44 protein-coding genes and 1 pseudogene are annotated in these 26,207 nt (G+C 38.0%); 42 read left to right on the plus strand and 3 right to left on the minus strand.

Annotation, left to right across the window (positions count from 1 at the left end; translation table 11 throughout):
• Position 1: 1 nt before the first annotated feature.
• The 37 genes from rpsG to rpsI all read left to right on the plus strand — a co-directional run bounded on the left by rpsG (position 2) and on the right by rpsI (position 20,896).
• The gene (rpsG, locus tag AADV52_RS09915) at positions 2 to 472 is read left to right on the plus strand and encodes a 30S ribosomal protein S7 (protein WP_003625773.1); all 471 of its coding nucleotides are present in this window, start codon (positions 2 to 4) and stop codon (positions 470 to 472) included.
• Positions 473 to 506: 34 nt separating this feature from the next.
• Positions 507 to 2,600: an elongation factor G gene (fusA, locus tag AADV52_RS09920; protein WP_014918224.1), complete on the plus strand. Its 2,094-nt coding sequence runs from the start codon at positions 507 to 509 to the stop codon at positions 2,598 to 2,600.
• 319 nt (positions 2,601 to 2,919) lie between these two features.
• The gene (rpsJ, locus tag AADV52_RS09925; RefSeq protein WP_003549023.1) at positions 2,920 to 3,228 is read left to right on the plus strand and encodes a 30S ribosomal protein S10; all 309 of its coding nucleotides are present in this window, start codon (positions 2,920 to 2,922) and stop codon (positions 3,226 to 3,228) included.
• A gap of 23 nt (positions 3,229 to 3,251) precedes the next feature.
• Complete coding sequence (rplC, locus tag AADV52_RS09930; RefSeq protein ID WP_003625776.1) at positions 3,252 to 3,890, plus strand: 50S ribosomal protein L3; 639 nt, start codon at positions 3,252 to 3,254, stop codon at positions 3,888 to 3,890.
• A gap of 14 nt (positions 3,891 to 3,904) precedes the next feature.
• A complete protein-coding gene (rplD, locus tag AADV52_RS09935) occupies positions 3,905 to 4,522 on the plus strand; it encodes a 50S ribosomal protein L4 (protein WP_014918225.1) in 618 nt (205 codons plus the stop codon).
• Positions 4,522 to 4,827 carry a 50S ribosomal protein L23 gene (gene rplW / locus AADV52_RS09940; RefSeq protein ID WP_014918226.1) on the plus strand — a complete coding sequence of 102 codons (306 nt, stop codon included), beginning with the start codon at positions 4,522 to 4,524 and terminating at the stop codon, positions 4,825 to 4,827. Before rplD ends, rplW begins: the two co-directional genes overlap by 1 nt.
• Before the next feature lie 15 nt (positions 4,828 to 4,842).
• Complete coding sequence (gene rplB / locus AADV52_RS09945; RefSeq protein WP_014918227.1) at positions 4,843 to 5,679, plus strand: 50S ribosomal protein L2; 837 nt, start codon at positions 4,843 to 4,845, stop codon at positions 5,677 to 5,679.
• Between the two features lie 18 nt (positions 5,680 to 5,697).
• Positions 5,698 to 5,979 (plus strand): 30S ribosomal protein S19, encoded by a 282-nt coding sequence (gene rpsS, locus AADV52_RS09950; RefSeq protein ID WP_014918228.1) that lies wholly within the window; start codon positions 5,698 to 5,700, stop codon positions 5,977 to 5,979.
• 19 nt (positions 5,980 to 5,998) lie between these two features.
• The gene (gene rplV / locus AADV52_RS09955) at positions 5,999 to 6,352 is read left to right on the plus strand and encodes a 50S ribosomal protein L22 (RefSeq protein WP_003625788.1); all 354 of its coding nucleotides are present in this window, start codon (positions 5,999 to 6,001) and stop codon (positions 6,350 to 6,352) included.
• Positions 6,353 to 6,365: 13 nt separating this feature from the next.
• Positions 6,366 to 7,040 (plus strand): 30S ribosomal protein S3, encoded by a 675-nt coding sequence (gene rpsC / locus AADV52_RS09960; RefSeq protein ID WP_014918229.1) that lies wholly within the window; start codon positions 6,366 to 6,368, stop codon positions 7,038 to 7,040.
• Entirely contained in the window at positions 7,040 to 7,480 is a 441-nt protein-coding gene (gene rplP, locus AADV52_RS09965; protein WP_003625792.1) for a 50S ribosomal protein L16, read from the plus strand. Before rpsC ends, rplP begins: the two co-directional genes overlap by 1 nt.
• On the plus strand, positions 7,470 to 7,667 hold the full coding sequence (gene rpmC / locus AADV52_RS09970; protein WP_003625794.1) for a 50S ribosomal protein L29: 198 nt from the start codon (positions 7,470 to 7,472) through the stop codon (positions 7,665 to 7,667). Before rplP ends, rpmC begins: the two co-directional genes overlap by 11 nt.
• 18 nt (positions 7,668 to 7,685) lie before the next feature.
• The gene (gene rpsQ / locus AADV52_RS09975; RefSeq protein WP_014918230.1) at positions 7,686 to 7,952 is read left to right on the plus strand and encodes a 30S ribosomal protein S17; all 267 of its coding nucleotides are present in this window, start codon (positions 7,686 to 7,688) and stop codon (positions 7,950 to 7,952) included.
• Between the two features lie 31 nt (positions 7,953 to 7,983).
• The gene (gene rplN / locus AADV52_RS09980; protein WP_012211380.1) at positions 7,984 to 8,352 is read left to right on the plus strand and encodes a 50S ribosomal protein L14; all 369 of its coding nucleotides are present in this window, start codon (positions 7,984 to 7,986) and stop codon (positions 8,350 to 8,352) included.
• 19 nt (positions 8,353 to 8,371) lie between these two features.
• Positions 8,372 to 8,605 (plus strand): 50S ribosomal protein L24, encoded by a 234-nt coding sequence (rplX, locus tag AADV52_RS09985; protein WP_012211381.1) that lies wholly within the window; start codon positions 8,372 to 8,374, stop codon positions 8,603 to 8,605.
• Between the two features lie 14 nt (positions 8,606 to 8,619).
• Positions 8,620 to 9,162 carry a 50S ribosomal protein L5 gene (gene rplE / locus AADV52_RS09990; RefSeq protein ID WP_014918231.1) on the plus strand — a complete coding sequence of 181 codons (543 nt, stop codon included), beginning with the start codon at positions 8,620 to 8,622 and terminating at the stop codon, positions 9,160 to 9,162.
• 12 nt (positions 9,163 to 9,174) lie between these two features.
• Entirely contained in the window at positions 9,175 to 9,360 is a 186-nt protein-coding gene (locus AADV52_RS09995) for a type Z 30S ribosomal protein S14 (protein ID WP_003549037.1), read from the plus strand.
• 24 nt (positions 9,361 to 9,384) lie between these two features.
• A complete protein-coding gene (gene rpsH / locus AADV52_RS10000) occupies positions 9,385 to 9,783 on the plus strand; it encodes a 30S ribosomal protein S8 (protein WP_003625802.1) in 399 nt (132 codons plus the stop codon).
• A gap of 24 nt (positions 9,784 to 9,807) precedes the next feature.
• Positions 9,808 to 10,338 carry a 50S ribosomal protein L6 gene (rplF, locus tag AADV52_RS10005; protein WP_014563005.1) on the plus strand — a complete coding sequence of 177 codons (531 nt, stop codon included), beginning with the start codon at positions 9,808 to 9,810 and terminating at the stop codon, positions 10,336 to 10,338.
• Between the two features lie 25 nt (positions 10,339 to 10,363).
• Complete coding sequence (gene rplR / locus AADV52_RS10010; RefSeq protein ID WP_014918232.1) at positions 10,364 to 10,723, plus strand: 50S ribosomal protein L18; 360 nt, start codon at positions 10,364 to 10,366, stop codon at positions 10,721 to 10,723.
• A 17-nt stretch (positions 10,724 to 10,740) separates the two neighbouring features.
• Positions 10,741 to 11,247 (plus strand): 30S ribosomal protein S5, encoded by a 507-nt coding sequence (gene rpsE, locus AADV52_RS10015; RefSeq protein ID WP_003625807.1) that lies wholly within the window; start codon positions 10,741 to 10,743, stop codon positions 11,245 to 11,247.
• A gap of 16 nt (positions 11,248 to 11,263) precedes the next feature.
• Positions 11,264 to 11,449 carry a 50S ribosomal protein L30 gene (gene rpmD, locus AADV52_RS10020; RefSeq protein ID WP_003625808.1) on the plus strand — a complete coding sequence of 62 codons (186 nt, stop codon included), beginning with the start codon at positions 11,264 to 11,266 and terminating at the stop codon, positions 11,447 to 11,449.
• A gap of 23 nt (positions 11,450 to 11,472) precedes the next feature.
• Positions 11,473 to 11,913 (plus strand): 50S ribosomal protein L15, encoded by a 441-nt coding sequence (gene rplO, locus AADV52_RS10025; protein WP_003625809.1) that lies wholly within the window; start codon positions 11,473 to 11,475, stop codon positions 11,911 to 11,913.
• A complete protein-coding gene (gene secY, locus AADV52_RS10030; protein ID WP_014918233.1) occupies positions 11,913 to 13,208 on the plus strand; it encodes a preprotein translocase subunit SecY in 1,296 nt (431 codons plus the stop codon). The genes rplO and secY overlap by 1 nt, the downstream gene beginning before the upstream one ends.
• Before the next feature lie 10 nt (positions 13,209 to 13,218).
• Positions 13,219 to 13,875: an adenylate kinase gene (locus AADV52_RS10035; protein WP_003625812.1), complete on the plus strand. Its 657-nt coding sequence runs from the start codon at positions 13,219 to 13,221 to the stop codon at positions 13,873 to 13,875.
• A gap of 71 nt (positions 13,876 to 13,946) precedes the next feature.
• The gene (gene infA, locus AADV52_RS10040; RefSeq protein ID WP_002878178.1) at positions 13,947 to 14,168 is read left to right on the plus strand and encodes a translation initiation factor IF-1; all 222 of its coding nucleotides are present in this window, start codon (positions 13,947 to 13,949) and stop codon (positions 14,166 to 14,168) included.
• A 16-nt stretch (positions 14,169 to 14,184) separates the two neighbouring features.
• Positions 14,185 to 14,301 carry a 50S ribosomal protein L36 gene (rpmJ, locus tag AADV52_RS10045; protein WP_005721621.1) on the plus strand — a complete coding sequence of 39 codons (117 nt, stop codon included), beginning with the start codon at positions 14,185 to 14,187 and terminating at the stop codon, positions 14,299 to 14,301.
• A 27-nt stretch (positions 14,302 to 14,328) separates the two neighbouring features.
• Positions 14,329 to 14,679 carry a 30S ribosomal protein S13 gene (rpsM, locus tag AADV52_RS10050; protein ID WP_003625815.1) on the plus strand — a complete coding sequence of 117 codons (351 nt, stop codon included), beginning with the start codon at positions 14,329 to 14,331 and terminating at the stop codon, positions 14,677 to 14,679.
• A 24-nt stretch (positions 14,680 to 14,703) separates the two neighbouring features.
• On the plus strand, positions 14,704 to 15,093 hold the full coding sequence (rpsK, locus tag AADV52_RS10055; protein WP_003625817.1) for a 30S ribosomal protein S11: 390 nt from the start codon (positions 14,704 to 14,706) through the stop codon (positions 15,091 to 15,093).
• A 45-nt stretch (positions 15,094 to 15,138) separates the two neighbouring features.
• Entirely contained in the window at positions 15,139 to 16,077 is a 939-nt protein-coding gene (locus AADV52_RS10060) for a DNA-directed RNA polymerase subunit alpha (protein ID WP_014918234.1), read from the plus strand.
• Between the two features lie 26 nt (positions 16,078 to 16,103).
• Positions 16,104 to 16,487, plus strand: coding sequence for a 50S ribosomal protein L17 (gene rplQ, locus AADV52_RS10065; RefSeq protein WP_003625821.1), 384 nt, complete (start codon positions 16,104 to 16,106; stop codon positions 16,485 to 16,487).
• Between the two features lie 184 nt (positions 16,488 to 16,671).
• Positions 16,672 to 17,523, plus strand: coding sequence for an energy-coupling factor transporter ATPase (locus tag AADV52_RS10070; RefSeq protein ID WP_014918235.1), 852 nt, complete (start codon positions 16,672 to 16,674; stop codon positions 17,521 to 17,523).
• Positions 17,499 to 18,356: an energy-coupling factor transporter ATPase gene (locus AADV52_RS10075; protein WP_014918236.1), complete on the plus strand. Its 858-nt coding sequence runs from the start codon at positions 17,499 to 17,501 to the stop codon at positions 18,354 to 18,356. Before AADV52_RS10070 ends, AADV52_RS10075 begins: the two co-directional genes overlap by 25 nt.
• Positions 18,349 to 19,146 carry an energy-coupling factor transporter transmembrane component T family protein gene (locus tag AADV52_RS10080; RefSeq protein WP_014918237.1) on the plus strand — a complete coding sequence of 266 codons (798 nt, stop codon included), beginning with the start codon at positions 18,349 to 18,351 and terminating at the stop codon, positions 19,144 to 19,146. The genes AADV52_RS10075 and AADV52_RS10080 overlap by 8 nt, the downstream gene beginning before the upstream one ends.
• A 2-nt stretch (positions 19,147 to 19,148) precedes the next feature.
• Positions 19,149 to 19,937: a tRNA pseudouridine(38-40) synthase TruA gene (gene truA / locus AADV52_RS10085; protein WP_014918238.1), complete on the plus strand. Its 789-nt coding sequence runs from the start codon at positions 19,149 to 19,151 to the stop codon at positions 19,935 to 19,937.
• Positions 19,938 to 20,041: 104 nt separating this feature from the next.
• Positions 20,042 to 20,485, plus strand: a complete 444-nt coding sequence (gene rplM / locus AADV52_RS10090; RefSeq protein WP_014918239.1) for a 50S ribosomal protein L13 — start codon at positions 20,042 to 20,044, stop codon at positions 20,483 to 20,485.
• 15 nt (positions 20,486 to 20,500) lie between these two features.
• Positions 20,501 to 20,896, plus strand: a complete 396-nt coding sequence (gene rpsI, locus AADV52_RS10095; RefSeq protein ID WP_003625832.1) for a 30S ribosomal protein S9 — start codon at positions 20,501 to 20,503, stop codon at positions 20,894 to 20,896.
• A gap of 62 nt (positions 20,897 to 20,958) precedes the next feature.
• On the opposite strand, the gene AADV52_RS10100 is transcribed toward rpsI, so the two are convergent.
• The 3 genes and pseudogenes from AADV52_RS10100 to AADV52_RS10110 form a co-directional block, all read right to left on the minus strand.
• Positions 20,959 to 21,369: a DUF805 domain-containing protein gene (locus tag AADV52_RS10100; RefSeq protein ID WP_014918240.1), complete on the minus strand. Its 411-nt coding sequence runs from the start codon at positions 21,367 to 21,369 to the stop codon at positions 20,959 to 20,961.
• Between the two features lie 88 nt (positions 21,370 to 21,457).
• On the minus strand, positions 21,458 to 22,042 hold the full coding sequence (locus AADV52_RS10105; protein WP_003625837.1) for a DJ-1 family glyoxalase III: 585 nt from the start codon (positions 22,040 to 22,042) through the stop codon (positions 21,458 to 21,460).
• Positions 22,043 to 22,082: 40 nt separating this feature from the next.
• Positions 22,083 to 22,743: pseudogene (locus AADV52_RS10110) on the minus strand (HAD family hydrolase).
• Between the two features lie 73 nt (positions 22,744 to 22,816).
• Between AADV52_RS10110 and AADV52_RS10115 the strand changes: the two are divergent.
• The 5 genes from AADV52_RS10115 (at position 22,817) to AADV52_RS10135 (ending at position 26,141) form a co-directional block, all read left to right on the plus strand.
• On the plus strand, positions 22,817 to 23,575 hold the full coding sequence (locus AADV52_RS10115) for a sulfite exporter TauE/SafE family protein (RefSeq protein WP_012211396.1): 759 nt from the start codon (positions 22,817 to 22,819) through the stop codon (positions 23,573 to 23,575).
• Positions 23,576 to 23,613: 38 nt separating this feature from the next.
• Positions 23,614 to 24,294 carry a histidine phosphatase family protein gene (locus AADV52_RS10120; protein WP_014918242.1) on the plus strand — a complete coding sequence of 227 codons (681 nt, stop codon included), beginning with the start codon at positions 23,614 to 23,616 and terminating at the stop codon, positions 24,292 to 24,294.
• Positions 24,295 to 24,356: 62 nt separating this feature from the next.
• Positions 24,357 to 25,256: a cation diffusion facilitator family transporter gene (locus AADV52_RS10125; RefSeq protein WP_014563021.1), complete on the plus strand. Its 900-nt coding sequence runs from the start codon at positions 24,357 to 24,359 to the stop codon at positions 25,254 to 25,256.
• Positions 25,257 to 25,264: 8 nt separating this feature from the next.
• Positions 25,265 to 25,447, plus strand: a complete 183-nt coding sequence (locus AADV52_RS10130) for a hypothetical protein (RefSeq protein WP_014563022.1) — start codon at positions 25,265 to 25,267, stop codon at positions 25,445 to 25,447.
• Positions 25,448 to 25,460: 13 nt separating this feature from the next.
• The gene (locus AADV52_RS10135) at positions 25,461 to 26,141 is read left to right on the plus strand and encodes a 2,3-bisphosphoglycerate-dependent phosphoglycerate mutase (RefSeq protein WP_014918243.1); all 681 of its coding nucleotides are present in this window, start codon (positions 25,461 to 25,463) and stop codon (positions 26,139 to 26,141) included.
• Positions 26,142 to 26,207: the final 66 nt, after the last annotated feature.

A 26,207-nucleotide genomic window follows, 5' to 3' on the forward strand; every position in this document is an offset into this window, starting at 1 on the left:
AATGCCTAGAAAAGGTCACGTAACTAAAAGAGCCGTTTTAGCAGATCCAGTTTACAACTCAAAGCTTGTTACCAAGTTAATTAACCACTTGATGATTGATGGTAAGAGAGCTAAGGCATCTTCAATCCTTTACGATGCTTTCAACATTGTTCAAGACAAGACTGGTAAGGAACCACTTGATGTATTTGAAGAAGCTATGAACAACGTTATGCCAGTTTTGGAAGTTAGAGCTCGCCGTATCGGTGGTTCAAACTACCAAATCCCAGTTGAAGTACGTCCTGAAAGAAGAACTACTTTAGGTTTAAGATGGCTTGTTTCATATGCTCGTTTACGTAACGAACACACTATGGATGAACGGTTAGCTAACGAAATCATTGACGCTTCAAACAACACTGGTTCAGCTGTTAAGAAGCGTGAAGACGTTCACCGTATGGCTGAAGCTAACCGTGCATTTGCACACTACCGCTTCTAATTTGTTCGTTTTAATTTAAGGAGAGAAACAATTTATGGCTAACAAGCGTGAATTTCCATTAGCAAAGACACGTAACATTGGTATTATGGCCCACATTGATGCGGGTAAGACTACTACTACTGAACGTATCCTTTACTACACTGGTAAGATCCACAAAATTGGTGAAACTCACGAAGGTGATTCACAAATGGACTGGATGGATGAAGAAAAGGAACGTGGTATCACTATTACTTCTGCAGCCACTACTGCACAATGGAAGGACTACAGAATTAACATTATTGATACCCCAGGACACGTTGACTTCACTATCGAAGTTGAACGTTCACTTCGTGTTCTTGATGGTGCTGTAACTGTTCTTGATGCTCAAGCTGGTGTTGAACCACAAACTGAAAACGTATGGCGTCAAGCTGAAACTTACGGTGTTCCTCGTATTGTTTTTGTTAACAAGATGGATAAGATTGGTGCTGACTTTGATAAGTCAGTTAAGTCATTGCACGAACGTTTAAACGCTAACGCTCACGCAGTTCAAATGCCAATCGGTTCAGCTGATACTTTTGAAGGTGTCATCGACTTAATTAACATGGTTGCTGATATCTACGACGAAGACAAGCTTGGTTCAAAGTGGGATACTGTACCAGTTCCTGATCAATACAAGGAAGAAGCTGAAAAGCGTCGTGGTGAATTAATTGAAGCTGTTGCTGATGTTGACGACGGCATCATGGAAAAATACCTTGGCGGTGAAGAAATTTCTAACGACGAATTAAAGGCAGCTATCCGTAAGGCTACTTTGAACTTGGAATTCTTCCCAGTATATGCTGGTTCAGCATTTAAGAACAAGGGCGTTCAAATGATGCTTGATGGTGTTATTGACTACTTGCCATCACCACTTGATGTTAAGCCTTATGTTGCTCACGATCCTAAGACTGGTGACGAAGTTGAACTTATGGCTGACGACAAGAAGCCATTTGCAGCTCTTGCATTTAAGATTGCTACTGACCCATTCGTAGGTCGTTTGACATTCATCCGTGTTTACACTGGTTCTCTTGAATCAGGTTCATACGTTTTGAACGCATCAAAGAACTCACGTGAACGTGTAGGTCGTTTGCTTCAAATGCACGCCAACTCAAGAACTGAAATTCCAGAAGTATTCTCAGGTGATATTGCTGGTGCCATCGGTTTGAAGAACACCACTACTGGTGACTCATTAACTGATCCAGATCACCCACTTATTTTGGAAAGCTTGAAAGTTCCAGATCCAGTTATCCAAGTTTCTGTTGAACCTAAGTCAAAGGCTGACCGTGATAAGATGGATGTTGCTTTGCAAAAGCTTACTGAAGAAGACCCAACCTTTAGAGCTGAAACTAACCCAGAAACTGGTCAAACTTTGATCTCAGGTATGGGTGAACTTCACCTTGATATCATGGTTGAACGTATGAGACGTGAATTTAACGTTGATGCTAAGATCGGTGAACCACAAGTTGCTTACCGTGAAACCTTCACTAAGGAAGCTAAGGCTCAAGGTAAGTTTGTTCGTCAATCAGGTGGTAAAGGTCAATACGGTGATGTTTGGATTGACTTTACTCCTAACGAAGAGGGTAAGGGTTACGAATTTGAAGATGCCATCGTTGGTGGTGTTGTTCCTCGTGAATTCATTCCTTCAGTTGACCAAGGTTTACAAGAAGCTATGAAGAATGGTGTTCTTGCAGGTTACCCATTAATCGACGTTAAGGCTAAGCTTTACGATGGTAGTTACCACGAAGTCGACTCATCAGAAGCTGCCTTCAAGGTTGCTGCTTCACTTGCTTTGAAGAATGCTGCTTCAAAGGCTGGCGCTGTTATCTTGGAACCAATTATGAAGGTTCAAGTAACTACTCCAGAAGAATACTTAGGTGATGTTATGGGTTCAATCACTGCTCGTCGTGGTACTATGGAAGGTATGGAAGACAGAGCCGGTGCTAAGATCATTAACTCATTTGTTCCACTTTCAGAAATGTTTGGTTACGCAACTACTTTGCGTTCATCAACTCAAGGTCGTGGTACATTTACTATGGTATTTGATCACTACTCACCAACACCTAAGTCAATTCAAGCTGATATCATTAAGAAACGCGGCGGCGAAGCTGAATAATTTTTAATGATAAAAAGTTTTAATACTTTTAGCTTAATTGAAAACAATTATATATAAAAAAAGAGTTATTGAGAATTTTCAATAACTCTTTTTTTGTAAATCTTTTTAAGAAAAAATGCCCGTAAGCCTTGATATTTAGGGGAAGACAAAGTACAATAGTTTTTGTGCTTAAGGGACGATTGTGCCCTGGGCAGTTAATATTGTTGTAAAGTGTTGACGCAAAAGGTTGCGGCACGCCAGGATGCATTGCCACAGTGGCGTGCGGGGAATTTTTGCCGAGCGAGTCATCTTTTAAAGAAGACGTTAAGGAGGTAATTTAATGGCAAGTCAAACAATCCGTATTAGACTTAAGTCTTACGAACACGGTATTCTCGATGAATCAGCTGCTAAGATCGTAGCTACTGCAAAGAGAACTGGTGCTGAAATTTCAGGTCCAGTTCCTCTTCCAACAGAAAGAACTTTATTCACTGTTCTTCGTTCACCACACAAGAACAAGGACTCACGTGAACAATTCGAAATGCGTACTCACAAGCGTTTAATTGACATTTTGAATCCAACACCTAAGACTGTTGATTCATTAATGAAGCTTGATCTTCCAAGTGGCGTAGACATCGAAATTAAATTGTAATTTAAATAGAAAGAGGTGTAATCATGACCAAAGGAATCTTAGGAAGAAAAGTTGGTATGACTCAAATCTTTACTAAAGATGGTGTCCTTGTTCCTGTAACAGTTGTAGAAGCAACTCCTAACGTTGTTATGCAAGTTAAGACTGTTGAATCAGACGGTTACGAAGCTGTTCAATTAGGTTACCAAGACAAACGTGAAGTTTTGAGCAACAAACCAGAAAAAGGTCATGCTGATAAAGCAAAGACTTCACCTAAGCGCTTCATTCGGGAAATCCGCGGTGTTGAGCTTAAGGACTATGAAGTCGGCTCAGAAGTTACTGTGGATACATTCAAGGAAGGTGACGTTGTAAACGTTACTGGTACTTCAAGAGGTCATGGATACCAAGGTAACATCAAGCGTTGGGGCCAATCAAGAGGACCAGAAACCCACGGTTCAAGATACCACAGAATTCCTGGTTCAATGGGTTCCATTATTAACCGTGTACCAAAGGGCAAGCGTTTGCCAGGTCACATGGGTATGAAGAAAGTTACCATTGAAAACTTAGTAATTGAAAAAGTTGTAGCAGACAAGAACGTATTGATGATCAAGGGCAATGTTCCAGGTGCTAAGAACTCATTAATCGTTGTTAAGACTGCTTCTAAAGCTGTTAAGGCTGATAAATAGGAAGGAGGACTAGAATGGCTAATATAAAAGTTATGGATCAAAACGGTAAAGATTCTGGTGAAGTTACTTTAAACGATAAAGTTTTTGGTATTGAACCTAACGAAAGTGTCGTTTTTGAAACAATCATTAGACAAAGAGCCGGTAAGCGTCAAGGTACCTCAAAGGTTAAGAACAGATCTGCCGTTCGCGGTGGTGGTAAGAAGCCTTGGAGACAAAAGGGTACTGGTCGTGCTCGTCAAGGTTCTATCAGATCTCCACAATGGCGTGGTGGTGGTACAGTATTTGGCCCAACACCTCGTTCATACGCATACACGATGCCAAGAAAGCAACGTCGTTTGGCTATTAAGTCAGTTCTTTCCCAAAAGATGATTGATAAGGATTTGATTGTTTTAGATAAGTTGACTATGTCAGCACCTAAGACTAAGGATTTAGTATCAATGTTAAACAGCTTAAATGTTGATGGTAAAGTTTTAATTGTTTCAGATGATAACAATGTACAACTTTCCGCAAGAAACTTAGCTAAGGTTAAGGCTGTTCCAGTTAACGGTTTAAACGTTGAAGATGCAGTTAACTATGGTAAGTTAATCTTGACTCAAGATGCTGTTAAGAAGATTGAGGAGGTTTTGGCTTAATGAACGCACGCGATATCATTTTAAGACCTGTCATTACTGAAAAGTCCACGAACTTAATGGATGATAAGAAGTACACATTCGACGTGCTTTTAACTGCAACCAAGACACAAGTTCGCAATGCTGTTGAAGAAATCTTCGATGTTAAGGTAAAGAACGTTAACATTATGAATGTTCGCGGTAAAGACAAGCGAGTAGGTCGTTACACTGGTAAGACTGCTCGTCGTAGAAAGGCAATCGTTACTTTGACTAACGATTCAAACGACATCAAGATTTTCCAAAACGAAAATAAAGAAGACAACAAGTAATAGGAGGTCAGTCAATTGGCTATTAAAATTTACAAGCCAACCACTAATGGTCGTCGTCATATGACTTCTTCCGACTTTGCTGAGATTACCAAGACAAAGCCTGAAAAGACTTTACTTGAATCACAATCACATACTGCAGGTCGTAACTCATATGGTCACATCACTGTAAGACACCGTGGTGGTGGTCACAAACAAAAATACCGTATCATCGACTTTAAGCGTAACAAGGACAATACAAAGGCAGTTGTAAAGGCTATCGAATACGATCCAAACAGAACTGCTAACATTGCATTGCTTCACTACACTGATGGTATTAAAGCTTACATCTTAGCACCTAAGGGATTAAAGGTTGGCGATATCGTTGAATCAAGCGATTCAGTTGACATTAAGCCAGGTAACGCATTAGCATTAAAGAACATCCCATCTGGTACTTCAATTCACAACATTGAATTAAAGCCAGGTAAGGGTGGCCAACTTGTAAGAAGTGCTGGTGCTTCTGCTCAAGTTTTGGGTGTTGATGGTGACTACACTTTAGTAAGATTACAAAGTGGTGAAGTTCGTAAGATCTTGTCATCATGCCGTGCAACTATCGGTGTTGTAGGTAACGAACAACATTCATTAATTAAATTAGGTAAAGCTGGTCGTAAGCGTTGGTTAGGCCAGCGTCCTCAATCACGTGGTTCTGTAATGAACCCTAACGATCACCCACATGGTGGTGGTGAAGGTAAGGCTCCAGTTGGTCGTCCACAACCTATGACTCCATGGGGTAAGAAGGCTCGTGGTATCAAGACTAGAGACACCAAGAAGGCTAGCGAGAAGTTAATCATTCGTCACCGTAAAGGTAGCAAGTAATAGAAGGAGGGTTAATTAATGAGCCGTAGTATTAAAAAAGGTCCTTTTGCTGATGCATCATTATTAAAGAAGGTTGATGCACAAGCAGATGCAGATAAGAAGCAAGTTATTAAAACTTGGTCACGTCGTTCAACTATTTTTCCTTCCTTTATTGGATTGACTATAGCTGTTTACGATGGTAGAAAACATGTCCCAGTATACATTAATGAAGACATGGTTGGTCATAAGTTAGGTGAATTTGTTCCAACAAGAACTTTCCATGGACACAGATCCACTGAAGATAAAACCACAGCACAATAGAGGAAGGAGAAACATCTAAATGGCAGAACAAATTAGTTCAGCTAAGGCAGAAGCAAGAACTGTTCGCATCGCTCCAAGAAAAGCTCGTTTGGTCGTTGACTTAATTCGTGGTAAGAGCGTTGCCGAAGCATTAGCAATCTTAGAATTTACGCCTAGAGCTGCTTCCCCAATCGTTGAAAAGGTTTTACGTTCAGCAATTGCTAACGCAGAACACAACTACGATCTTGAAAGTGCAAATCTTTACGTATCAGAAGCATATGTAAACGAAGGTGCTACTTTGAAGAGATTCCGTCCCCGTGCTAAGGGTATGGCTTCTCCAATTAACAAGAGAACCAGTCACGTAGTTGTAGTAGTTTCAGAAAAGAACGATTAAGGGAGGTATATTAATGGGTCAAAAGATTAACCCAAACGGTTTTCGTCTCGGTGTCATCCGTGATTGGGAATCAAAATGGTATGCTGACAAAGGATACAAAGAAACTTTAAATGAAGACCTTCGAATCAGAAAGTTTATTTCAAAGAAATTGAAGGATGCTTCAGTATCCACTGTTGAAATTGAACGTGCAGCTAACAGAATTAACATTTCAATCCACACTGCAAAGCCAGGTATGGTAATTGGTAAAGGTGGTTCTGAAGTTGAAGCATTGAGAAAGCAATTAAATGCTTTAACTGGCAAGCAAGTTCACATTAATATTGTTGAAATTAAGAAACCAGATCTTGATGCTGAATTGGTAGCAGATAGTATTGCTCGTCAACTTGAAGCTCGTATTGCTTTCAGACGTGCTATGCGTCAAGCTACTCAAAGAGCTATGCGTGCTGGTGCCAAGGGTATTAAGGTTCAAACTTCTGGTCGTTTGAACGGTGCCGACATGGCAAGAAGAGAATGGCACACAGAAGGTCGTGTTCCATTACAAACTTTGAGAGCTGATATTGATTACGCTTGGGTAAATGCCTTCACTACTTATGGTGAAATTGGTGTCCAAGTTTGGATTAACCGTGGCGAAATCTTACCTACTCGTAAGAACAAGCCAGCTTCAAAGCCAGCGAAGGGAGGAAATAGATAATGCCTTTAGTACCAAAACGAGTAAAACACCGTCGTGAATTCCGTGGTAAGATGCGTGGTGCTGCTAAAGGTGGTAAGTATATTGCCTTTGGTGAATATGGTCTTGAAGCCCTCGAATCACATTGGATTACTAACCGTCAAATCGAAGCTGCTCGTGTTGCTATGACACGTTACATGAAGCGTGGCGGTAAAGTTTGGATTAGAATTTTCCCTCAAAAGTCATACACTGCAAAAGGTGTAGGTGTACGTATGGGTTCTGGTAAAGGTGCACCTGCAGGTTGGGTAGCTGTAGTTAAGAGAGAAAAGATTATGTTTGAAATTGGTGGTGTTGATGAAGCAACTGCTCGTGAAGCTTTGAGACTTGCTTCAACTAAGTTACCAATTAAGACTAAGTTTGTAACTAGAAGTTCGGAAGTAGGTGGCGAATCTAATGAAGGCTAAAGATATCAGAGCATTAACCACTGATCAAATGTTAGAAAAAGAAAAGCAATATAAAGAAGAACTCTTTAATTTGCGTTTCCAACAAGCAACGGGTCAATTAGAAAATACCGCTCGCTTGAGTAAAGTCCGCAAGAATATCGCCAGAATTAAGACTATTCTGAGCGAAAAAGCATTAGAAAACAATTAGTGGAAGGGAGCTATTAACTTGAGCGAAACAAACGAAAGAAATCGTCGTCACGTATACCAAGGTCGTGTAGTTTCTGATAAGATGGACAAGACTATCGTAGTCGTTGTTGATACTTACAAGAACCACCCAGTTTACAACAAGCGTATTAGATATTCTAAGAAGTACTACGCACAAGACGAAAATAACGAAGCTAAAGTTGGCGATACTGTACGTATCATGGAAACCCGTCCATTATCTCGTAAGAAGCGCTTCCGTTTAGCAAAGATTGTTAAGAAATCTGTTTAATTTGCAGATTTAGTGAGGGGAGGATTCTACAGTGATTCAAAACGAATCTCGTTTAAAGGTTGCTGATAACTCTGGTGCCAGAGAACTTTTAGTTATTAGAGTCTTAGGCGGTTCAAAGCGTAAGACTGGTAACATTGGTGACATCGTTGTATGTACTGTTAAACAAGCAACACCAGGTGGCGTTGTCAAAAAAGGCGACGTTGTAAAAGCTGTAATTGTCAGAACAAAGTCAGGTGCACGTCGTGAAGATGGTTCATACATCAAATTCGATGAAAATGCTGGAGTAATTATTAACGCAGATAAGAGCCCACGTGGTACTCGTATCTTTGGGCCAGTTGCACGTGAGTTACGTGAGTACGACTTTATGAAGATCGTCTCTCTTGCTCCTGAAGTCTTATAATTGATAGTGAGGTGCACTGATGTTCGTTAAAACTGGTGACAAGGTAAAAGTTATTGCCGGAAAAGATAAAGGTAAAGAAGGTACTGTTCTTTCTATTAATGTTAAGAAGAACCGTGTAGTTGTTAAGGGTGTTAACAAGATTAAGAAGCACCAAAAGCCTTCTCAAACCAACGCTAACGGTGGTGTAGTTGAATCAGAAGGTTCAATTCATGCATCAAACGTTAAAGTAATTAGTAAAAAAGAAGATAAGTAGAAGGGAGGACACAAATGGCAAGTTATTTAGCTGAAGAATACAAAGAAAAAGTAGCTCCTGCATTGGCAGAAAAGTTTGATTACAAGTCATCAATGCAAATTCCAAAGATCGATAAGATCGTTTTGAACATGGGTGTTGGTGACGCTGTTTCTAACGCCAAGAACTTGGATGAAGCTGTTGAAGAATTAACTTTAATTTCTGGTCAAAAGCCATTAATTACTAAGGCAAAGAAGTCAATCGCTAACTTCCGTTTACGTGAAGGTATGTCTATCGGTGCTAAGGTAACTCTTAGAGGCGACAGAATGTATGACTTCTTATACAAGTTAATCAATGTTTCTATTCCACGTGTTCGTGACTTCCGTGGTGTATCAACTCGTTCATTTGATGGTCGTGGTAACTACACTTTAGGTGTTAAGGAACAATTGATTTTCCCAGAAATCGATTTTGATAAAGTTAACCGTACTAGAGGTTTAGACATTGTTATCGTAACTACTGCCAACACTGATGAAGAAGCTCGTGAACTTTTGACTCAATTTGGTATGCCGTTTGCAAGATAGTGGAGGACATTAATGGCTAAAACATCACAAAAAATCAGAAATCGTCGTCCTGCTAAGTTCTCTTCACGCGAATATACACGTTGCGAGAGATGTGGTCGTCCACATTCCGTGTACCGTAAATTCGGTTTATGCCGTATTTGCTTAAAGGAATTAGCACACAAGGGTCAAATCCCTGGTCTTAAAAAGGCTAGTTGGTAGTATACGGTTAGGAGGATAGCTTAAATGGTCATGACAGATCCAATCGCAGATTACTTGACTAGAATCAGAAATGCCAACATGGCAAAGCACGATTCAGTTGAAATTCCTGCATCAAATATTAAAAAGTCTATTTCAGAAATTTTGAAACGTGAAGGTTTCATCCGTGATTATGAAGTTGCTGATGATAACAAGCAAGGCGTTATCAAGGTATTCTTGAAATATGGTCCAAATGGAGAACGTGTTATTTCAGGCTTAAAGCGTATTTCTAAGCCAGGTCTTAGAAACTACGTAAGTGCTGAAGACTTACCTAAAGTTCTCAATGGTTTAGGCATTGCCATCGTTTCTACTTCTGCTGGTGTTATTACTGACAAAGAAGCAAGACAAAAGAACGTTGGCGGCGAAGTAATTGCCTACGTTTGGTAATACTGACAGAAAGGAGAACAATTAATGAGCCGAATCGGTTTAAAGACTATTGAAGTCCCTGACAGTGTCACTGTTACCAAGGAAGGCGACAACATTACTGTTAAGGGTCCTAAGGGTGAATTAACTAGATACTTCGATCCAAAGATCACTTTTGAACAAAAAGATGGTGAAATTAACTTTTCACGTTCAAGCGAAAGTGATAAAGCACTTCACGGTACTGAAAGAGCTAACTTGGCTTCAATGATCGAAGGTGTAGTTAACGGTTATAAGAAGACTTTGAAGTTAATCGGTGTTGGTTACCGTGCACAAGCACAAGGCAACAAGGTTACTTTAAACGTTGGTTATTCTCACCCAGTTGTATTGACTGCACCAGAAGGTGTTACTGTTAAGGCAACTTCAGCAACTGATGTAGAAGTTGAAGGTGTTTCAAAGCAAGATGTAGGTCAATTTGCAGCTGAAATCCGCGCCGTACGTCCACCAGAACCTTATAAGGGTAAAGGTATTCGTTATGTTGATGAATACGTACGTCGTAAGGAAGGTAAGACTGGTAAGTAATAAGTAGTTATTTTGAGGTGAAATTGTGATTTCTAAACCAGATAAAAATAAGTTACGCTTAAAGCGTCATAAACGTATTCGTGGCAAGATTTCTGGTACTGCTGAGCGCCCACGCTTAAGCATTTTTCGTTCAAATAAAAACATCTACGCTCAATTAATTGATGACGTAGCGGGTGTTACGCTTGCAAACGCCTCAAGTTTGGATGAAAACGTATCAGAAGATGCAACTAAGGTAGAACAAGCTACTGCTGTAGGTAAGGCTATTGCTGAAGCTGCAAAGGCTAAGAATATTTCTACTGTTGTATTTGATAGAAGTGGTTACTTATACCACGGCCGTATTCAAGCATTAGCTGATGCTGCTCGTGAAAACGGATTAGATTTCTAGGAAAGGAGAATTAACACATGGCAAACCGTAATGATTCTCGTAATAATCGCAGAAACAAAGACGATATCGAAGATCAATTAGTCGCTGTCAACCGTATCACTAAGGTTGTTAAGGGTGGTCGCCGTATGAGATTTGCTGCTCTTGTTGTTGTTGGCGACAAGAAAGGCCGTGTAGGCTTTGGTACTGGTAAAGCTCAAGAAGTCCCGGAAGCAATCCGTAAGGCTGTAGAAGACGGTAAGAAGAAGATGATTAACGTACCTAAGGTTGGTACTACTATTCCTCATGAAGTTATTGGTCACTACGGTTCAGGTAACATTTTATTGAAGCCTGCTGAAGCTGGTTCTGGTGTTGCTGCTGGTGGTGCCGTACGTATCGTTATGGATATGGCTGGTATTTCAGACGTAACTTCAAAGTCACTTGGTTCTAATACTCCAATCAATGTTGTTCGTGCAACTATTGATGGTTTGAAGAAGCTTAGAACTAGCGAAGAAGTAAATAAACTTCGTCAACCTGAAAGAGCTTAGATTAGGGAGATCATAGATGACTGATTTAAAGATTACTTTAATTAGAAGTGCTGCTCACAGTCTACCTGAACAAAGAAAGACTGTTAAAGCTCTTGGCTTAGGTAGAGTAAATAGTACTGTTGTTCTTCCAGACAACGCTGCTACTCGCGGTGCATTATTAAAAATTGCTCACTTAATCTCTGTTGAAGAGATTAATAAATAAGATATCAAGGAGGTGCCAAATTAATGAAGCTTCATGAATTACATTCTGCTGAAGGCTCACGTCGCAATAGAAAGCGTGTTGGTCGTGGTACTTCAAGTGGTTACGGTAAGACTTCTGGCCGTGGTCAAAAGGGTCAATTGGCTCGTCAAGGCGGTCATACACGTTTAGGTTTTGAAGGTGGTCAAATGCCATTGTTCAGAACTATGCCAAAGCGTGGTTTCAAGAATATTAACCGTAAAGAATATGCAATTGTAAACTTAGATGACTTAAATAAGTTCAATGACGGCAGTGAAGTAACTGTTGAAACTCTTAAAGAAAACGGTTTGGTAAAGAAAGAATTATCAGGCGTTAAGTTACTTGGCAACGGTGAATTGAAAGTTAAATTAACTGTAAAGGTTAACAAAGTTTCCGCAGCTGCTAAGAAAGCAGTTGAAGCCGCTGGCGGAACTGTTGAGGTGATCTAATGTTTTCGACCTTGAAGAACGCCTTTAAGGATAAAGAAATTAGAAATAAGATTTATTTTACTCTCTTTATTCTTTTAATATACCGGATTGGTGCTAATATTGCTGTTCCTGGTATTAATGCAAAGGCGATCACGCAGGTTGCTCAAACTGGACTAGTTCCAATGCTAGATACTGTATCTGGTGGTGGACTAGATAACTATTCAATATTCTCCTTGGGTGTTTCTCCCTACATTACGGCACAAATTGTAATTCAATTATTGCAAATGGATATCGTACCTACATTAGTAGAATGGGGAAAACAAGGTGAAGTTGGGCGTCGTAAAACAAATCAAGTTACTAGATACTTAACATTAGTAGTTGCTTTTGTTCAAAGTATTGGTATTACACTTGGTTTTAACGCTTTAACTCAAATGGGGTTAGTAAAAAGCCAAACTCCACAAACCTATATAGAAATTGCTATTATCATGACTGCCGGAACCATGTTGTTAACATGGTTGGGTGATGAAATCACAGATAAAGGTCTTGGAAATGGTGTATCAGTAATTATCTTTGCTGGTATTATTGCAAGATTACCTAGTGGTTTATGGCAAATCTATAAAGAAGGGGTTATTAATAATAGTGCCAGTGATCGTTGGCAAGGTATTTTGTTCTTCATCGCGATTATAGTTGCAATCCTTATCGTAACCCAATTGGTTACGTGGGTTGAACAAGCTGATCGTCGTATTCCTATTCAATATACAAGAAGAGCGACGATTAGTGGTTCTGAAAGTTTTCTACCATTAAAGGTCAATGTATCTGGAGTTATTCCAGTTATTTTTGCCAGTTCTTTTATTGTTACACCGGCAACAATTTTAATGGCCTTTCAAAGAACCCAAGGTGATCAGCAATGGTTTAAAGTAATGAACCAGATCTTTAGTTTACAAACTACACCTGGAGTTATTATCTACACCTTTTTAATTATCTTATTTACATTCTTCTATGCTTTTGTACAGGTTAACCCTGAGAAGCTAGCAGAAAACTTACAAAAACAAGGTGCTTACATTCCTAGCATTTGGCCAGGAAAAGATACCCAGAATTATATTTCAAAAATGTTGATTAAATTATCAACTGTAGGTTCAGTATTTTTAGGCTTAGTTGCATTATTACCTCAATTAGCTACTAACTTTTGGAATCTCCCAAGTTCTATTGGTTTAGGAGGAACAAGTCTTTTAATTGTTATTGGGGTTGTTCTTGAGTTATCTCGTCAAATTAACGGATTGTTAATGAAGAGAGAATATGTTGGATTCATCAGATAGGAACGGATAAATGATTAACTTAATTCTTTTAGGTTTACCAGGTGCTGGTAAAGGTACAGCATCAGAGAGAATTGTCGATAAATATCACTTAACTCATATTTCAACTGGAGATATGTTTAGGGAAGCAATGGCTAATAAGACTAAGGTAGGTCTTGAAGCTAAAAGTTACATTGATAAAGGTAACTTAGTACCAGATGAAGTAACTGCTAAGTTAGTTGAAGAACGTTTAAGTCAACCTGATATTAAAGAAGGTTTTATCTTAGACGGTTTTCCAAGAACTACTGTACAAGCAGAACTTCTTGACGGTATTACTAAACGCTTGAAGAAACCATTAACAAATGTTATTGCGCTTGAAGTTGATGAGGACACTTTGATTAAGCGTTTATCAGCTAGATACATGTGTAAAAATTGTGGTGCTACATACAATAAACTTTCAAAGCAACCTAAAGTTGAAGGTACTTGTGATCGTTGTGGTAGTCATGAATTTTATCAACGTGAAGATGATAAGCCAGAAGTTGTTAAGAATCGTCTTGAAGTTAATGAAAAGATGAATGCACCTTTGAAAGACTTTTATCAAAAGAAAGGTTTGCTTACTGTAATTAATGGTGAACAAACTCCAGAAAAAGTCTTTGAAGATATTGATGCGGTATTGAGTAATAATCAATAGAATAAATTTGTATAATTTTTTATCCGTGTTATAATTTCAAAGTATGACTGTTTAATTGCGGAGGAACAACTTTGGCAAAAGATGATGTCATTGAAGTAGAGGGTAAGGTAGTTGATACCTTACCTAATGCTATGTTTAAAGTTGAATTAGAAAATGGAGCTACTATTTTAGCACATGTTTCAGGTAAAATTAGAATGCACTATATTCGTATTTTGCCTGGAGACCGTGTAACAGTAGAATTATCTCCATATGATTTAACTAAAGGTAGAATTACGTATCGGTTTATAAAGTAATATAACGGAGGGAAACATGAAGGTTAGACCATCTGTTAAACCAATGTGCGAACATTGTAAAGTCATTAAAAGACATGGCCGTGTAATGGTTATTTGCTCAGCAAATCCAAAGCACAAGCAACGTCAAGGTTAATAGTAAGAAAAAGAGGAGGTGTAGTTTATGGCTCGTATTGCTGGTGTTGACTTACCAAGAGATAAAAGAATTGTTGTTGCTTTAACATACATTTATGGTATTGGTGATGCAACTGCTAAGAAGATTTGTGCTGATGCTGGTGTTTCTGAAGATGTTCGTTCAAAGGATTTAACTCCAGAAGATCAAGAAAAGCTTCGTACTGAAGTTGATAAGTATCGTGTTGAAGGTGACTTGCGCCGTGAAGTAAGCATGAACATTAAGCGATTAGTTGATATTGGTTCTTATCGTGGTATTCGTCACCGCCGTGGACTTCCAGTTCGTGGTCAAAATACCAAGAATAATGCTCGTACTCGTAAGGGTACTAAGAGAAACCGTTAATTTTATTTATAAGGAGGTTTATTGATGCCTGCAAAGAAAACAGCACGTAAGCGTCGTGTGAAGAAGCATGTTGAAAGCGGTGTGGCACACATTCACTCAACGTTTAATAATACTTTAGTCATGATTACTGACGTTCAAGGTAATGCAGTTGCTTGGTCTTCAGCTGGTGCATTGGGCTTTAAGGGTAGTCGTAAGTCTACTCCATTTGCAGCTCAAATGGCAGCAGAAGCAGCAGCTAAGAGTGCAATGGACCAAGGTATGAAACATGTAGAAGTTTCTGTAAAAGGTCCTGGTGCTGGTCGTGAATCTGCTATTAGATCACTTCAAGCAACTGGTCTTGAAATTACTGCAATTCGTGACGTTACGCCAGTTCCCCACAATGGTTCCAGACCACCAAAACGTCGTCGTGTTTAATATTGTCCTTGATATAGGACGTTACGTTTTGAAAGGGGCCCAGTAATGATTGAATTTGAAAAACCAAATATTACCGTTGTTGAACAAGAAGATTCTTACGGTAAGTTTGTTGTTGAACCACTTGAGCGAGGCTTTGGTACTACTTTAGGTAACTCTTTAAGAAGAGTCTTACTTACTTCTATTCCTGGTACTGGACTTGTTTATGTGCAAATTGATGGCGTTTTACACGAGTTCTCAACAGTTCCTGGCGTCAGAGAAGATGTAACCAAGATTATTCTTAATTTGAAGAAGCTTGAATTAAAGTCTTTTTCAGATGAAAGAAAGGTTATTGAATTGGACGTTGAAGGTCCTGCCACAGTAACTGCTGATGATCTTAAAGTTGATGCAGACGTTCAAGTCTTAAATCCGGATCAATACATTTGTACCATTGCTGAAGGTGGACACTTGCACATGGAAATCGCCGTACAAAATGGTAGAGGTTATGTTGCTGCAAGTGACAATAAGAGTGATGACATGCCAATTGGAGTAATTCCTGTTGATTCTCTATTCTCACCAATTAAAAAGGTTAACTACCAAGTTGAATCAACTCGTGTTGGTAAGAGAGACGATTTTGACAAGCTCACTTTTGAGATTTGGACTGACGGTTCAATCAAGCCTAATGACGCCCTTAGTTTTGCTGCTAAGATTTTAGTTGAACATTTCAAAGTATTTGAATCAGCTGATGCAGATACTAAATTCAGCGAAGTAATGGTGGAAAAGGAAGACGACAAGAAAGAAAAGAAACTCGAAATGACAATTGAAGAGCTTGATCTTTCTGTTCGTTCATACAACTGCCTGAAACGTGCCGGCATTAACACTCTTCAAGAGTTAACTGATATGACAGAGTCAGATATGATGCGTGTACGTAACTTGGGACGTAAATCATTGGAAGAAGTTAAGAATAAATTAACCGACTTAGGTCTTTCACTTCGTCAGGAAGACTAAAGTAGGTAAATAAAGGAGGCAAACCCATGGCATACCGTAAATTAGGTCGCGATAGTGCTCACAGAAAAGCAATGCTAAGAGAAATGACTACTCAATTAATCATGAACGAACGTATTGTTACTACTGAAACTCGTGCTAAAGAAGTTCGTAAAACTGCCGAAAAGATGATCACTTTAGGTAAGCGCGGCGATTTAGCTTCAAGAAGAAAGGCTGCAGCATTCGTACGTAACGAAGTTGCAGATGTTCATGAAGAAAAAGATGCAGTTGTTGTTAAATCAGCATTGCAAAAGCTTTTCAGCGATGTAGCACCTCGTTACAAGGATCGTAACGGTGGTTACACTAGAATTTTGAAGTTAGCTGTTCCTCGTAAAGGTGATGCTGCTCCAATGGTTATTCTTGAATTAGTTTAATTTAGGATTACCACAACTTAATACGTATTAAGAATTATCCATGAAAGTGAGAAAAAGCGTAAAGATGATGGCGAAAGCTTAGTCTAGCTTAGATGATAAAATCATCCCTCTTCATGGATGATTTTTTTTGCTCTTTTTTCTGTTACAATTACTAATAAGTAATCTAAGAGGGGAATGTGTGAGTATGTCTAACAATAATGCTATTGAGTTTAAACATGTTAAATTCACTTATCCAGATTCAAAAAAAACGGTCTTAAAAGATGTTAATTTTGTAGTTAAAAAAGGTTCATGGATGTCTTTAATTGGACACAATGGGAGCGGTAAATCTACAATTTCCAAGTTAATCAATGGGTTACTTTTACCAGATGAAAATTCTGATAGTAAAATTACTGTTTTAGGGACCAATGTGACTGCTGAAAATATTTGGGATATTAGAGAAAAAGTTGGAATAGTTTTTCAAAATCCAGACAATCAATTTGTTGGCGCTACTGTCGGAGATGATGTAGCATTTGGTTTAGAAAACCGTGGTGTACCTAGACAAGAAATGATAAAAATAGTAAGAAATGTTTTATCTGAAGTGGGTATGCTGGAATATATTGATTCTGAGCCTGCAAATCTTTCTGGAGGACAAAAACAGAGAATAGCTATTGCTGGAATATTAGCCGTTGAGCCCCAAATTATTATTTTAGATGAGTCTACTTCTATGCTTGATCCAAGTGGTAGAAAGCAAATTTTAAAAATAATTAGTGAGCTGATGAAAAAGAAACAGTTAACAGTTGTTTCTATCACACATGATATCGATGAAGCCAATATGGCAGATAGTGTCATTGTTTTAAATGATGGCGAAATAATTGATCAAGATTCACCAGTAAAGATTTTTAACAAGACAACGATGCTTAAACAAATAGGTCTAGATATTCCGTTTACTAATAAGTTGATACTAGCATTAGATAAGAGTGGAGTATCAGTACCTCAGAATGTAAGAACGAAAGATGAGTTGAAGCAATATCTATGTCAATTAAATTTGAAAATATAAATTATATTTATTCTCCTGGAACAACAATGGAGAAAAAGGGATTAGATAATATTTCTTTTGAATTATTAGACAATAGTTTTATTGCATTGATCGGACATACAGGTAGTGGTAAATCGACTTTGATGCAACATTTTAATGCATTATTAAAGCCTAGTTCGGGAACCATTGATATAGCTGGATATCATATTACACCGCAAACAGGAAATAAAAACTTAAAAAAGTTGCGCAAAGAAGTGGGATTGGTATTTCAATTTCCAGAAACTCAGTTGTTTGAAAATACTGTGCTTGAAGACGTTAAATTTGGGCCTAAAAATTTTGGGGTAAGTGACAAAGAAGCCGAAATTAAGGCAAAAAAATGGTTAAAACAAGTAGGATTACCTACTGATGTGATTTCTAAATCTCCATTTGAGCTCTCTGGAGGGCAAATGAGGCGTGTGGCAATTGCAGGTGTAATGGTCAATGAGCCTCAAATACTCTGCTTAGATGAGCCAGGAGCTGGATTAGATCCACGAGCTCGAGAAGAAATGATGCAAATCTTTGTAAATTATCAAAAGGCGGGGCATACTGTCATTTTAGTCACACACAATATGGATGATGTGGCTAAGTATGCTGATGATGTTTTAGTAATGGAACATGGCAAATTAATAAAGCATGATAAACCACGAAAGATTTTTGAAAATAAGGAATGGTTGAAGAAACATTACTTAGATGAGCCTACTCCAAGTTTATTTGCATCATCTTTAACAGGTTTTAAATTTAAAGAAAATCCATTAACTATAAAAGAATTAGTTGATGGAATTAAGGAAAATGTGCAGGGGGAGTTTAATGAGTAAGATAATTATTGGACGATATATTCCTGGTGATTCTCTTGTTTATAAAATGGATCCCCGAGGCAAATTATTAATTACTATTTTGTTCATTTTGGCTATCTTTTTAGCAAATAATCCGATTACTTATGCAATTATTACTTTCTTTTGTTTTTTAGCGATAATTGCTACAGGATTAAAAGCAAGAGTTTTTTGGAACGGTGTTAAGCCTTTAATAGGCTTAATTTTCTTTACTTCTTTATTGCAATTATTTTTTATGACTGGTGGCCATGTTTTTTGGCATTGGTGGATATTTAGTATTTCAAGTTATGGTGTCGAGAATGCAATATATATCTTCATTCGATTTACGTTAATCATTTTAATTTCTACAGTGATGACGGTGACCACTATGCCTCTAGAGATAGCAGATGCAATGGAGTGGCTGTTAAAGCCTCTAAAAATATTTAAAGTTCCTGTAGATAAAATTGCCCTTGTCATTTCGATCGCCTTACGTTTTGTCCCAACTTTATTTGATGAGACTTTAAAAATCATGAATGCACAAAGATCACGTGGAGCTGATTTTAATGATGGTGGCTTAATAAAAAGGGCTAAAGCAATTGCACCGATTCTTATACCATTATTTATTCATTCGCTTGAAACGGCGATTGATCTTTCTACTGCGATGGAATCACGTGGATATCGTGGAAGTGCAGGACGAACTAAATATCGAGTTCTAAATTGGTCAAAGTATGATTTGATTTCTTTGGCATATTTTATTTTGTTGGTAGGACTATTGTTAATTTTTAGGACACATTAATTATGACAACTAGATATAAGATGACAATGGCATACGATGGTCATTTATTCCATGGCTTTCAGTTGCAACCGGATCAACGTACAGTTCAAGGGACCGTTGAAGATGCATTAAAGAAAATGACTAAGGGAAAGCGAATTATCGTTCAAGGCTCGGGTAGAACAGATGCTGGTGTTCACGCCATTGGACAAGTAATCCATTTTGATTATCCTGGTAAAACTATTCCGGCTAATCGGATGATTTTAGCATTAAATTCAATGATGCCGACTGATATTATTTTTAATAATTGTGAAATAGTTAATGAGAATTTCCATGCTAGATATTCTATCAAAGGTAAATGGTATCGCTACAGAGTAAGTTTGGATCATTTTGTTAATCCTTTTAAGCGATTCTACACAGGACATTTTTCTTATGCATTGGATGTAGGGAAAATGCAAGAAGCCGCTAAAGACTTGCTAGGCAAGCATGATTTTACTAGCTTTGCAGCAAGCGGTGGACAGATAGAGGATAAGGTCAGAACTATTTATTATGTGAACATTGCTAAAGATGAAAAAGAAAATGAAATAGTATTTGATTTTATTGGTTCTGGTTTTTTATACAATATGGTTCGAATTATGGTTGCTGCATTGCTTGAAATTGGCAATGGAAGGCGCCCGGTTCATGATTTGAAGCGTGTAATTGCCGCTAAAGATAGACAAGAAGTACGACAAACTGCTCAAGCAAGTGGTCTTTATCTATATCACGTTTTTTATGATGAAATACCACAAAAATATCGACATGACCGGCATTTATAATTGACTTTTTAGCAAAAAGGACGTACTCTAGTATAGTATGTTTGTCCACGGTAGGCCCCGGAAACTTATTGTTTTCAAACTGCAAATAAACGGAGGAATTTAAATTGCGTACTACACCATTAGCAAAATCTAGTGAAATCGAACGTAAGTGGTACATTATTGATGCAACTGACGTATCTTTAGGTCGTCTTTCTGCAGCTGTAGCCACTATTTTGAGAGGTAAGAACAAGCCTCAATACACACCTAATGTTGATACCGGTGATAACGTTATTGTTATCAACGCTTCAAAGATTAAGTTGACTGGTAAAAAGGCTTTAGACAAGTTCTACTACCACCACTCAGAATGGCGTGGTGGCTTGAAGGCTGTTTCATACGGCGAATTGCTTGCCAATAACCCAGTTAAGATGGTTGAAATCTCAGTTAAGGGTATGCTTCCAAAGAACACTCTTGGTCATCATGAATTCATGAAGATGCATGTTTATGCTGGTGAAGACCACAAGCACGAAGCACAAAAGCCTGAAAAGTTAGATATCAACAAGTTAATTTAATTAGGAGGTTAAATAATGGCACAACAAGCTGCATACACAGGTACTGGTCGCCGCAAGGATTCAGTTGCGCGTGTTCGTTTAGTACCAGGTAACGGTAAGATCACTGTTAACGGTAAAGATGTTGATCAATACATTCCATACCCTAACTTGGTTAAAGATTTGAAACAACCTTTAACATTAACTGAAACTGAAGGTCAATACGACGTTCACGTTAATGTTAACGGTGGTGGTTTCTCTGGCCAAGCCGGAGCTATCCGTCACGGTATCGCACGTGCTCTTCTTGAAGTTGACCCAGACTTCCGTGGTCCACTTAAGAAGGCAGGTTTCTTAACTCGTGACCCAAGAATGAAGGAAAGAAAGAAGCCAGGTTTGAAAAAAGCCCGTAAAGCTTCACAATTCTCAAAGCGTTAATCTTCAGATTTACGTTTATACAAAAAGCATCCCAATTAGGGATGCTTTTTTGATGCCAATTTTTATTTAGTAAATAAGTAATTGCCCCATCTAACAGGTTTTTCAACAGTAGGCAAAATCATAAAGTAAATGATAAAAATCCAGCCAAATGGTACTAAATATAGTAAAATCCACCAGCCTTCATGGTTAGTATCATGTAATCGTCTGACTGCAGTACCTAATAGTCCTAGTTTTAACCAAATCAATAGAATAGCTACAATCACATTGATAATAATAAACGTGATTGTGATAGATGATACAGGTTCAGTCCAACCAGTACCGTTGGTATCAACTGTGGTATAAGGTAAAAGTGCAAGCAATTCGATGGTACCAATAATAATACTTATAACGAATTGAATAGCATAACTGACCCAAAATTCTTTTCTTGTGCTTCGAGCATTCCACTTAAAAGGTGCAAAAAAGAAATCTTTCATAATTCTGAAAAGCTGGGATTAGGAACCTGGCTTTCCGGTTCATGATAGGGTTGTTTATAATATTCTTTTTCCATAATGTAATCACAAATTATAAACTATCTTTAATGTTATCAGCTAAGTAGTCGTAAAGCATACCATGCTTCAATTGCTTAGTATCAACGTCAAGTGCTTCTGCGATAGCGTAGGCAAATGCCCAAGCAGTAGCTGGACCACGGCTGGTCAAAACTTTGTGTTCCTTGTCAGTGACAGTAATTCTTTCGCTAAAGTGAGCACTTGGATCATACTTTTCACATTCTTCTTCGATACCTGGGTAGCAAGTGAATTCAGCATCCTTTAATACGCCATAGCGAGCCAATGCACGAGGAGCAGCACACATTGCAGCGTCCCACTTACCAGCTTCATGGCGCTTAACCATTAAATCGCGTAATTTTTCATCGTCACGCAAGTTAGCTGAACCAGTCATTCCACCTGGGAATGCTACCAAATCGTAATCAAGCAAGCTGTCGTCCACAACTTTATCACAAGTTAATTTAATATGGTGATCACCATCAACGTCTTTACTGTGTAAACCGACCATATCGCATTCAACGTTTAAACGACGCAATACATCAACAACACTTAAACCTTCAACTTCTTCACAACCGTCTGCAAAGATAACAGCAACTTTTGTCATAGAATCATCCTTTCTAAGTTACATATATCTATTATAACTGTTAGTTGAGATCTAGATAAAAAATCAAGGTCTGCTAATTTGCTTAAATGCAAAGTAGGGCGAGGTGAGATAGGAATCTTGTCCTTTTTTGGTGCGAGCCATAATGACTTTAGATTTGCATTCTCTGCGCCCTGAATTTCTTCATCTAGATTTGTACCAATCACAAGAGTATTGTCAGGATCAATCTCAGGATGATCTTTCAATATCTTGAAGAAGATATTTTTACTAGGTAATTTGACTTTGAAGTCATCTGCGAAATAGGCAAAATCGAAAGAGCTGAGTAATTCTGTTGGTGCTAGGCGCGGTTCAATCTGAGTTCTAGTTTCTTTAGCAAGCAAGATCATACGCAGAGAACCACTGACCTCATCTAAAAAATCGGTAGCACCTTTAACCAAGCGAGTTTGTTCTTGCATTTTTTGTGCAAAAATAGTTCGTGTTGCAGCTAAGTTTTCTTTTAAATATGTAGATAAAGCTAAATCGATTTGTTCATCTGTGGATAAAAGCTTGAATTGTTTCTGCAGGCTAGTATATTTAATCCGTTCTGCAGGTCCCCCAATCTACGCCATAATGTTTTAAGGTTTGGCGAAGAGCATTTCTTTCAGCTAGTTTTTCATTTAAAAGACTGCCCTCGGAATAAAAATTAAAGTATTGAATGTAGACATGTAATGACTTCCTTTGTGTTAGTAACTACTAGAATTATAATGAAGAAGATAGTTTAAGGAAAGAGATTAGAAAATGACGATTTGGACGACAATTTTCTTGTTGCTAGGTGGAGTAGCTGGTGGGTTGCTTTCCTCTATTGCATCGATGGCATCACTTGCCTCATATCCGGTGCTGTTAGCTGTAGGTATTCCGCCTGTTTTTGCCAATGTGACCAATGACGCTGCATTAATTTGGACTAGTATAGGTTCAACCGTTTCTTCTACGAAAGAGTTAAAAGGGCACTGGGAGCAGGTCTGGTTTTACACGATTTTTACTGTAGTTGGTTCAATTATTGGCTGCATGCTTTTGCTTTCGTTTCCATCCAGCGTTTTTGAAAAAGCAGTACCGTTTTTCATAGCATTTTCTGGAATTATGATCATTGTTTCGGGAAAACATCACAGTTTAAATACCAAAAAGCAGCCGACATGGTTAAAGATAATCTATTTCATTGCACTTTTAATAATGGGCGCCTACACCGGTTATTTTGGCGCTGCTGGTGGTGTAATAGTACTCGTGCTTTTGACTTATATAACTAATGAAAGATTCATTGTAATTAATGCAATCAAAAATGTAATTTGTGGTTTTGCTAATCTAGTGGCTCTCATCATTTTTATTTTTACTTCGCACATCTATTGGCTGCAGGCGATACCATTAGCTATCGGGATGTTTATTGGTGGTTATATTGGACCAGCAATTTTAAGACGAGTACCAGAAAAACCGATCCGAATTTTTATTGCCACATTGGCGTTTGTTCAAGCCGGATATTTCTTTTATAAAGCTTATTTACATTAAGTTTGATACAATATTTAGTAATGTAAAGGGAGGTTAATATGTCAACAGAAGTTTATTTAGTTCGCCATGGTGAAACCATGTTTAACCAATTGAATAAGGTTCAAGGTTGGTGTGATTCACCGCTGACTGTTAAGGGAATTAACGATTTAAAAGTGACCGCTAATGCTTTGAGCCAGGTTCACTTTGATAATATGTATTCATCTGATTTAAAAAGAGCAATTGACACTGTTCACTTAATGAAAGATGCTAACTTGGTTTCAGATATTGGTAAAATTAAAAAGTTACCTGAATTTCGTGAAGTATTCTTCGGAACTTTTGAAGGTGACGATATTAACCAAACCTGGGATCAGGTAGCAATGGCAGCAGGCATAGGGCATGAAGATAATGTTGCCAAGATTATCAATCAAGTAGGTTTGCGAGAATTTCGTGAAGCTACTAAGAGAGCAGATCCAAGACATTTGGCTGAAGATAAAGATGAGCTAGATGAACGCATGGTTCGCGCAATTGATGTCTTAAGAGATGTAACCAAAAATGAACAAAGAGTGTTATTAGTAACTCATGGTGATTTTATTAAGACCTTATCAATTAAGTACTGGAATAAAAGCGATGGCAAACACGATATTATTTTCCCAGATAACGGAAGTGTCACTCGGGGGATTTTGCACGATAATGGCAAATTTGAAATTGTAGATTATAATGTCGATGCCGAAAAACTATAAAAATAAGTCCTACTGCATAAGTAGGGCTTTTTTGGTACACTGATAACGGAAGGAAAATATTTATGAATAAAGATCATACAACAAAGCGTTATGTATTTGTTACATTGCTTAATGTGATAATTACTATTGCGGAATTTTTAGGTGGTATTTTATCAGGCTCATTGGCATTACTCTCAGATGCTGTGCATAATTTAAGTGATGTAGGAGCCATTATTTTGTCTTTTGTAGCGCACTTGATTAGTAGAAGAAGCCGCAATCAGCGAAAGACTTTTGGCTATGATCGAGCCGAAACTTTGGCTGCATTTACTAACGGTGTTGTGCTAATAGTTATTAGTGTTGTATTATTCGTTGAAGCTATTCAAAGATTTTGGAAACCAGAACATATTCATGGCGGAATTATGCTGGTCGTGTCAATTATCGGACTGGTAGCTAATATTATTTCTATGTTAGCCATGCATCACGATGCTAAAGGTAATTTAAATGTCCGTTCAACCTTTATTCATATGCTTAGTGATGCCTTGTCTAGTGTAGCTGTTGTAATCGGCGCGATTTTCATTTATTTCTGGAATGTGACTTGGCTTGATCCGGTTTTGACAATTTTGGTTTCAATCTTTGTTTTGCATGAAGCTTATGAAATCACGATGAAAGCTGCTAATGTGTTGATGGAATCAAATCCCAATATTGATTTAAATTCAGTTAATGATATTGTGCTTTCTTTTCCAGAAGTAAAGAATATTCACCATGTTCATGTATGGCGCTACAGTGATGACTTTATTATGATGGATGCCCATATTAATGTTGATCGCAATCTTCACGCAGATGAACTTGAGAATCTTTATCAAGATATTGGTAAAAAACTTAAATCAGAATTGGGTATTAACCATGTAACTTTACAAGCGGAATGTGAACGTGGACGTAATGATAAAATGATCGTTCCATGCCGTGGAACTAATGAGGATTAGGTGAAAAAATGTTCTCAGTTAATATTTTTACAGCGATAATTGTTTTGATTATGGGGATCTATGACATGTCTTACGCCTTTAATAGACGCAAGCAGCTCAATAATAAAGGTGGCATTAGAGCCTTCATGATTTTGGGGATAATTTTTACAATTGCTGGTATAGTAATGATTATTAGATGTTTACTTAAATAAAGGAATCGATAAAATGGCGAAATTAGTATTGGTTCGACACGGTGAAAGTGTTGCTAATGCCGCAAATGTTTATACGGGCTGGAATGATGTGCCGTTAACCAAAAAAGGTGAGCAACAAGCTAAAAAAGCAGGTGAATTGATTAATACTATTTCTGATTTTGCACCAACGCATATTCATACTTCTGTTTTGTCGCGTGCTATTGTAACAGCCAATATCGTAGCTGAGACGTGCAATCTCTTATGGCTACCTATGACTAAGACGTGGCGTTTAAATGAACGGCATTATGGCGCCTTAAGAGGCCTTAACAAGGATATCTCACGTAAAGTCTTTGGCGTAGAGCAAGTTTTATTATGGCGGCGCAGTTTTGACTCTGTTCCGCCAAAGCAAGGCTCGCCAGTTATCGATCGACGTTATAAGTTGTGTGATCAACATTTAATGCCGCGTGCGGAGAGTTTGCATCAAACACAAAAGCGACTAATGCCATATTATTATGATCACATTGCTTCAAGATTGCTTAATGGTGAGGATCAATTAATAGTAGCTCATGGTTCAAGTTTGCGAGCTTTAATTAAAAAATTAGAAAATATTAACAATCACGATATTGTAAACTTGGAAGTGCCTAACGCAGAACCAATTGTTTATACTATGGATGAGCAGTTAAATATTGTTAAAAAAGAAATACTGAGGAGTTAAAATGCAGCTTGCTGCATTTTTTTAGTGCTCTTAATAATGATTTTCGCGTATCTATGGTAAAATCTA

This window comes from Lactobacillus helveticus (assembly GCF_046109915.1).
GTDB lineage: Bacteria > Bacillota > Bacilli > Lactobacillales > Lactobacillaceae > Lactobacillus > Lactobacillus helveticus.